The organism is Cellulomonas hominis, assembly GCF_005239125.1.
In the GTDB taxonomy this organism is placed as follows: domain Bacteria; phylum Actinomycetota; class Actinomycetes; order Actinomycetales; family Cellulomonadaceae; genus Cellulomonas; species Cellulomonas hominis_A.
In genome coordinates this window covers 1-7,287 of sequence record NZ_SZYE01000192.1, presented here as the reverse complement: position 1 = coordinate 7,287, position 7,287 = coordinate 1, and the positions used below count along the sequence as shown (strand labels likewise).

Annotated in this window: 6 protein-coding genes; 4 read left to right on the top strand and 2 right to left on the bottom strand. The window is 74.5% G+C overall.

The genetic code is table 11. The annotated features are described in order from the left end of the window. The first annotated feature begins 150 nt into the window (after nucleotides 1-150). The 4 genes from FA014_RS16660 to FA014_RS16645 all read left to right on the top strand — a co-directional run bounded on the left by FA014_RS16660 (nucleotide 151) and on the right by FA014_RS16645 (nucleotide 4,384). Entirely contained in the window at nucleotides 151-1,062 is a 912-nt protein-coding gene (locus FA014_RS16660; protein ID WP_154730765.1) for a MetQ/NlpA family ABC transporter substrate-binding protein, read from the top strand. Between the two features lie 580 nt (nucleotides 1,063-1,642). Further along, nucleotides 1,643-2,542: a MetQ/NlpA family ABC transporter substrate-binding protein gene (locus FA014_RS16655; RefSeq protein ID WP_154730764.1), complete on the top strand. Its 900-nt coding sequence runs from the start codon at nucleotides 1,643-1,645 to the stop codon at nucleotides 2,540-2,542. 112 nt (nucleotides 2,543-2,654) lie between these two features. Next, nucleotides 2,655-3,725 (top strand): methionine ABC transporter ATP-binding protein, encoded by a 1,071-nt coding sequence (locus FA014_RS16650; protein WP_154730763.1) that lies wholly within the window; start codon nucleotides 2,655-2,657, stop codon nucleotides 3,723-3,725. Nucleotides 3,726-3,784: 59 nt separating this feature from the next. Continuing rightward, nucleotides 3,785-4,384 (top strand): methionine ABC transporter permease, encoded by a 600-nt coding sequence (locus FA014_RS16645; RefSeq protein WP_419178423.1) that lies wholly within the window; start codon nucleotides 3,785-3,787, stop codon nucleotides 4,382-4,384. A 96-nt stretch (nucleotides 4,385-4,480) separates the two neighbouring features. On the opposite strand, the gene FA014_RS16640 is transcribed toward FA014_RS16645, so the two are convergent. Both FA014_RS16640 and FA014_RS16635 read right to left on the bottom strand, forming a co-directional pair. After that, a complete protein-coding gene (locus FA014_RS16640; RefSeq protein ID WP_154730761.1) occupies nucleotides 4,481-5,932 on the bottom strand; it encodes an FAD-binding oxidoreductase in 1,452 nt (483 codons plus the stop codon). Then, nucleotides 5,929-7,137 carry an alpha-hydroxy acid oxidase gene (locus FA014_RS16635; protein ID WP_230323297.1) on the bottom strand — a complete coding sequence of 403 codons (1,209 nt, stop codon included), beginning with the start codon at nucleotides 7,135-7,137 and terminating at the stop codon, nucleotides 5,929-5,931. Before FA014_RS16635 ends, FA014_RS16640 begins: the two co-directional genes overlap by 4 nt. Between the last annotated feature and the right edge of the window lie 150 nt (nucleotides 7,138-7,287).

Genomic DNA, 7,287 nt, shown 5'->3' with positions numbered 1-7,287 from the left:
GCGCGTCCGCACCGACCCCGCGCCACCCGCGCCACCGCGGCCCGGCGCCCCCGCCCGGCGCCCGCACCCCGCGCGACCCGGCAGCACCCCGAACCCCGCAGCACCCCGACCCGGCACGCCCCGCCGGGCCCACCCGAGAGGCACACCCCCATGAAGCGCAGACTGACCGCCTGGATCGCCGCGATCGCCGCCACCGCGTCGCTCGCCGCCTGCGGCTCCGGCGGCGGCGAGGCGTCCTCCGGCGCGACCGCGACCGCCGACGCCGACAACCGCGTCACGGTGCGGGTCGGCGTCACGGACAAGGCCCAGGAGTACTGGACGACGTTCACCGACCTCGCGGCGGACGAGGGCATCGACGTCGAGCTGGTGAACTTCACCGACTACACGCAGCCCAACCCGATCCTCAGCTCGGGCGACCTGGAGCTCAACCAGTTCCAGCACCTGCTGTACCTGGCGAACTACAACGTGAACTCCGACGACGACCTGCAGCCCATCGGGTCCACCGCGATCTACCAGCTCGGCCTCTACACGACCAAGGGCTACGCCTCCCCGGAGGACGTCCCGGAGGGCGCCGAGATCGCGATCCCGAACGACGTGGTGAACCAGGCCCGCGCGCTGCTGGTCCTGCAGTCCGCCGGCCTGATCTCCCTGGTCGACGGCGGCAACGCGTTCTCCACGCCGGCCGAGGTCGACGAGGCCGCGTCGAAGGTGAAGGTCGTCCCGGTCGACGCCAACCAGACCGCGGTGCAGCTGCAGAGCCTGGACGGCGCGATCATCAACAACAACTTCGCGACGGACGCGGGCATCGACCCGACCACCGCGATCTACTCCGACCTCGAGGACACGGACACGGCGCGGCCGTACCTGAACCTCTGGGTCGCGCGGGCCGAGGACGCCGACAACCCGGTGTACCAGCAGCTCATCGACATCTACCACTCCCCCGAGGTGACCGACCAGCTCGTGGAGGAGAACGGCGGCACCGCCGTGGTCGAGGACGTGCCGGCCGAGGAGCTGCAGTCCGACCTCGCGGACCTCGAGGACCTGGTCCGCGAGAACGCCTGAGCACCGCGCCCGACGGACGGCGCCGGCCCCGTGAGGGGGTCGGCGCCGTCCGCGCGCCGGGCGCCCGCGCACCCGTTCGGTGGCGGGACCGCGGGCCCGGTGGCAGCGTGATCGAGCGGCACCCGGGTGCCGTGAGATCCGTGGACGCGGCGCTCCCGGCGGGTGCTAGGGTCGCCCGCGTCCGCCCCCACCCAGGGACAGGAGTCGAGCACGTGAGCACCCACGCCGCTTCCGAGCGCCGCGCGCAGCCGATGCGCGTCCTGGCCGGGGCGTCCTGCGGGCTCATGTGCTGTCGTCAGCGAATGTGCTGACGCTGCACCCTCGCAGCACGGCCCTCCCGCGGTGGACGTCCCGCCCGGCCCGACGCTCCTGAGCGAGCCGACCGGCCCGACCGGACCTCTCTCCCGGCCCTGACGCCCGACGGCCCCGCCGTCCGGCAGCGGGCCGGCCGCCGGTCGGCCGCACGACGGCGCCGCGGTCCCGCCGCACGCCACCGCCCCGCGGGCCCGGCCACCGGCCCGCACGGGGCCCGCGCCGCGAGCGGGGCCCCCGCTCAGATCCACCGGAAGGCAGCACCACCATGAAGCGCAGACTGACCGCCGCCCTCGCCGCCCTCGCCGTGGCCGCGCTGGCCGCCTGCTCCGGCGGCGAGCCCGCGGCCGCCCCGACGACCGCGGACCCGGACAACCCGGTGACCGTGCGCGTCGGCGTGACGGACAAGTCCAAGGCCTACTGGACGACCTTCATCGACCTCGCCGCCGAGGAGGGCATCGACGTCGAGCTGGTGAACTTCACCGACTACACGCAGCCGAACACGGTGCTCAGCGAGGGCCAGCTCGAGCTGAACCAGTTCCAGCACCTGCTGTTCCTGGCCAACTACAACGTCAGCGCGGACGACGACCTCGCCCCGATCGGCGCGACGGTCATCTACCAGCTCGGCCTGTACACGACCAAGGGCTACACCTCGCCGGACGAGATCCCGGACGGCGGCGAGGTCGCGATCCCGAACGACCCGACCAACCAGGCGCGCGCGCTGCTCGTGCTGCAGTCGGCGGGCCTGATCTCGCTGAAGGACGGCGGCAACGCGCTGTCGACGCCCGCCGAGATCGACCAGGCCGCGTCCCGCGTGAAGGTCGTCCCGGTCGACGCCAACCAGACCGCGATCCAGCTCCAGGACCTGGACGCGGCGGTCGTGAACAACAACTTCGCGGCGGACGCGGGCATCGACCCGACCACGGCGATCTACTCCGACCTGGAGGACACGGACACGGCCCGCCCGTACGTGAACATCTGGGTCGCCCGCGCCGAGGACGCCGACAACCCGGTGTACGCGGAGCTCGTCGAGATCTACCACCGGGACGAGGTCATCGGCCAGCTCCTGGAGGAGAACCAGGGCACCGCGGTCGAGCAGGACCTCACCCCCGAGGAGCTGCAGACCAGCCTCACGGAGCTCGAGGACCAGGTCCGCGCCGCCGGCTGACGCACACGGTGCGCCGGGCGGCCCGCGGGTCGCCCGGCGCACGACCGCCCGCCGGCGCGACGCCGGCACCCGCCACCCGCACCCGCGGGCGACCCCCCAGGACGGTGACCCGATGACCGCGATGGTCTCCCTGCGTGACGTCACGAAGGTGTTCGACGGGGCCTCAGGTCCCGTCCGCGCCGTCGACGGCGTCACGCTCGACATCGAGCGCGGCGACGTGTTCGGCGTGATCGGCTACTCCGGCGCCGGCAAGAGCACGCTGGTCCGGCTGATCAACGCGCTCGAGGCCCCGACCTCCGGGCAGGTGGTGGTCGACGGCACCGAGCTCTCCGGGCTCTCCGAGCGCGGCCTGCGCCCCGCCCGGGCCGGGATCGGCTTCATCTTCCAGCAGTTCAACCTGCTGAAGTCCCGCACGGTCGCCGCGAACGTGGCGTACCCGCTGCGGGTCGCCCGGTGGCCGAAGGCGAAGCGCGAGGCCCGGGTCGCGGAGCTGCTCGAGTTCGTCGGGCTGTCCGACAAGGCCAAGCAGTACCCCGACCAGCTGTCCGGCGGGCAGAAGCAGCGCGTCGGCATCGCCCGCGCGCTCGCCACGTCGCCGGCCCTGCTGCTCGCCGACGAGGCCACCAGCGCCCTCGACCCCGAGACGACCAAGGACGTGCTCGACCTGCTGCGCCGGGTCAACCGGGAGCTCGGCGTGACGATCGTGGTCATCACCCACGAGATGTCGGTCGTGTCCTACCTGTGCAACAAGGTCGCGGTCATGGAGCACGGCAAGGTGGTCGAGGAGGGCGACGTCTACCGCGTGTTCGCCGAGCCGGCCCAGCCGATCACCCGCCGGTTCATCGGCGCCGCCCTGCACGACCGCCCGCGCCCGGACGTCGTCGCGCGGCTGCGCGAGCGGCACCCCGGCCGGATCGTCACGATCGCCGTCCGCGAGAGCGAGGCCACGGAGGGCGTCATCATCACGGAGCGGCTGCGGGCGCACGGCATCGACGGGCACGTCGTGTTCGGCGGCATCACCGAGGTGAACTCCCGCCCGCTGGGCTCCCTGACCTTCGCGCTGGAGGGCCCGGACGCCGCGGTCGACGCGTTCGTCGCGGACCTGCGCGCCTACACCGAGGTGGTCGAGCACGCCCCCGACGGCGACCATGCCGGCCCCGCGAGCAAGGAGGTGGGCGCGTGAACTCCAACGGCGTCAGCCTGTGGCCCGAGCTCTGGCAGGCCCTCGGCGAGACCCTGCAGATGGCGATCGCCGCCCTGGCGATCGGCGGCCTCGCCGGCCTCGTGCTCGGCATCGCGCTCTACGTGACCCGCGCCGGCAACATCCTGGCCAACCGGCCGGTGTTCGTCGTGCTCAACGTGCTGGTCAACATCGTCCGGCCGATCCCGTTCATCATCTTCATCACGGCGGTCCGGCCGCTGACCCAGGCGCTCACCGGGGCGTCCTACGGCGTGGAGGCCGCGATCCCGGCGCTCGCGATCATGGCGACCTTCGCGACGTCCCGCATCGTCGAGCAGAACCTGGTCGCGCTGGACCCGGGCGTCGTCGAGGCGGCGCGCGCGATGGGCGCGGGCCCGCTGCGGATCATCGCGACCGTGATCGTCCCGGAGACGCTCGGCCCGCTCATCCTGGGCTTCACGTTCCTGTTCGTCGGCATCGTCGACATGACGGCGGTGGCGGGCGCGATCGGCGCCGGCGGCCTCGGCGACTTCGCGATCGTCTACGGCTACCAGCGGTTCAACGACGTGGTCACGTGGACCGCCGTCGCGGTGATCGTCGTGATGGTCCAGCTGGCCCAGCTCCTGGGCAACTTCCTGGCCCGCAAGGTCCTGCGCCGCTGACTCTCCGCCCGCCCCGGTCCGCGAGGTCGAGGGTCTCCGGCGAGGTCGAGGGTGTCCGCCCCGCGATCTCCGGGAGACCCTCGACCTCGCCGGGTTCTAGAGCTTCTTGCCGGGGTTGAGGATGTGGCGCGGGTCCAGGACCTGCTTGATGCCGCGCTGGATGGCCAGGACGCGCTCGCCCAGCTCGCCCGCCAGGGCCCCGCGCTTCTCCGTGCCGATGCCGTGCTCGCCCGTCACCGTGCCGCCGAGCTCGACCGCGAGGCCGAGGATCCGCCGGTGCGCCTCCGCCGCCGCGTCCACCTGCGCCGGGTCGGCGGGGTCGAAGGCGATGACCGGGTGCAGGTTCCCGTCGCCGACGTGCCCGCCGGTGCCGATCGGCAGCCCGACCTGCGCCGCGATGTCGCCGAGCCGCTCCAGCAGCTCGGGCAGCCGGGTCCGCGGCACCGCGACGTCCTCGTTGATGCTGCCGCCGCGGACCGCGCGCATCGCCGGGTTGAACGCCCGCCGGGCGCGCAGCAGCGCGTGCAGCCGCGCCTCGTCGTGCGCGACGTCGACGGTCAGCGCGCCGTGCGCCCGGGCGATCGCCTCGTACGCCGCGACGTCCTGGACGCCGCCGGCCGCCTCGTCCGTGATCGCCAGCAGCATCGCCTCCGCGCCCGCGGGCAGCCCGGCGTCCGGGTCGTACGCCACGAGCGACGCGAGCACGACGCCGTCCAGCAGCTCCAGCGTCGACGGGCGGTGCGGGCTCGCGATGATCGCGGTCGCCGCCTCCAGCGCGTCGGCGACCGTCGCGAACGTCGCGCTCACGCCGCGGTCCGGCCCGGGCGCCGGCAGCAGGCCGAGCGTCGCCTCGGTGACGACCGCGAGCGTGCCCTCCGACCCGACCACGAGCCCCGTGAGGTCGAGCCCCGCGACCGCCTTCACCGTCTCCGGGGACGTCCGGATCACCGTGCCGTCCGCCAGCACGACCTCCAGCGACCGCACGAAGTCCCGGGTCACCCCGTACTTCACGCAGCGCATCCCGCCGGCGTTGGTCGCGATGTTCCCGCCGATGGTGCTCTGCGCGTACGACGCGGGGTCCGGCGGGTAGAACAGCCCGCGCGCGGCGACCGCGTCCACGAGGTCCCTGGTCACGACGCCCGGCTGCACGACGGCGACCTGGTCGACCGGGTCGATCCGGCGGATCGCGGTCATCCGGGCGGTCGACAGCAGGATCGCGCCCGGGACGGCGTTGGCGCCGCCCGCGAGGCCGCTCAGCGCGCCCTGCGGCACGACCGGGACGCCGTGGGCGTGCGCGGCGCGGAGCACGGCCGACACCTCGGCGGTGGTCGACGGCTGCACGAGCGCGACGGCGTCGCCGGTCGGCGGGGTCGCGGAGCCGTCCTGGGCGCGTGCCCGCAGGGCGGCGGGATCGGTCACCAGCGCCTCGGTGGGGAGCGCGGCGCGCAGGTCGGCGAGGACGGCCGCGAGCGCGGCGGCGTCCGGCGCCGGGGTCGGGGCGGCCGGGTCGACGGGACCGGGGTCGACGGGCGTGCGGGTCCCGGTCACGGCAGCCGCACGTGCTCGGGGGTGAGCTCGGCCAGGGACCGCACGCCCAGCAGGCGCAGGGTCCGGGCGATCTCGGTGGTCAGGATCGTGCCGACGCGGTCGACGCCGCGCTCGCCGCCCGCCATCAGGCCGTACAGGTACGCGCGGCCGAGCATGACCGCCCGCGCGCCCAGCGCGACCGCCGCCACGACGTCGCCGCCGTTCGAGAACCCGGTGTCGACGTACACCTCCGCCCGGTCGCCGACGGCCTGCACCGTGTCCGGCACCAGGGTCAGCGGCACCGGCGCCCGGTCGAGCTGCCGGCCGCCGTGGTTCGACAGCACGACGGCGTCCGCGCCCGCCCCGACGACGCGCTCGGCGTCGGCCACCGTCTGCACGCCCTTGACGACGAGCGGGCCGTCCCAGTGCTCGCGCGCCCACGCCAGGTCGGCGAGCTCGACCGTCGGGTCGAACATGTGCGCCGCGAGCTCCTCGATCGTGCCCTGCCAGGAGTCGAGCGTGGCGAACCGCAGCGGCTCGGTGGTGAGGAAGTTCAGCCACCACGACGGGTGCAGCGCGCCGTCCACGACGGTCTTCACCGAGAGCGCCGGCGGGATGCTGAAACCGTTCCGGTCGTCCCGCAGCCGCGCGCCGCCCACCGGGACGTCGACCGTGATGACCAGCGCCTCGTAGCCCGCCGCCTTCGCGCGCGCCATCAGCTCGGTGGACGCGCCGCGGTCCTTCCACACGTACAGGCCGAACCAGTTCCGGCCCCCGGGGGCCGCCTCCGCGAGGTCCTCGATCGACGTCGTGCCCATCGTCGACAGCGTGTACGGCACGCCGGTGCGGGCTGCGGACCGGGCGACGGCCCGCTCGCCCTCGTGCTGCATCATCCGCGTGAAGCCGGTCGGCGCGTACAGGAACGGCGCGGCGGACGGGCGGCCGAGGACCGTCGTCGACAGGTCGACCTCGCCGACGTCCCGCAGCACCGACGGGCGGAGCTCGACGTCCCGGAGCGTCCGGCGCGCGCGGCGCAGCGACACCTCCGCCTCGGCCGCGCCGTCGACGTAGTCGAAGACCGACCGCGGGGTGCGGGCCCGGGCGATCGTGCGCAGGTCGCGGACCGTGAACGCGCGGGACAGCCGGCGTGCCACCGGGTCCAGCTCGAGCGGACGCATCCGCAGCAGGGGCCTGAGCTCGGACCAGGTCTGCAGCCGTCGCCGCACGTGTCGCCTCCTCGCCGATGGGCCCGGCGGCTCCGGGCCCCGCTCCGGCACCGTAGACCCGCGGACCGCGCGTCGGCGGGCGCACGAGAAGGCCCACGGGCGCGGTCCGCGCGGCTGACCTCGTACCTCGCGGGCTGAGACGCGCCCGCC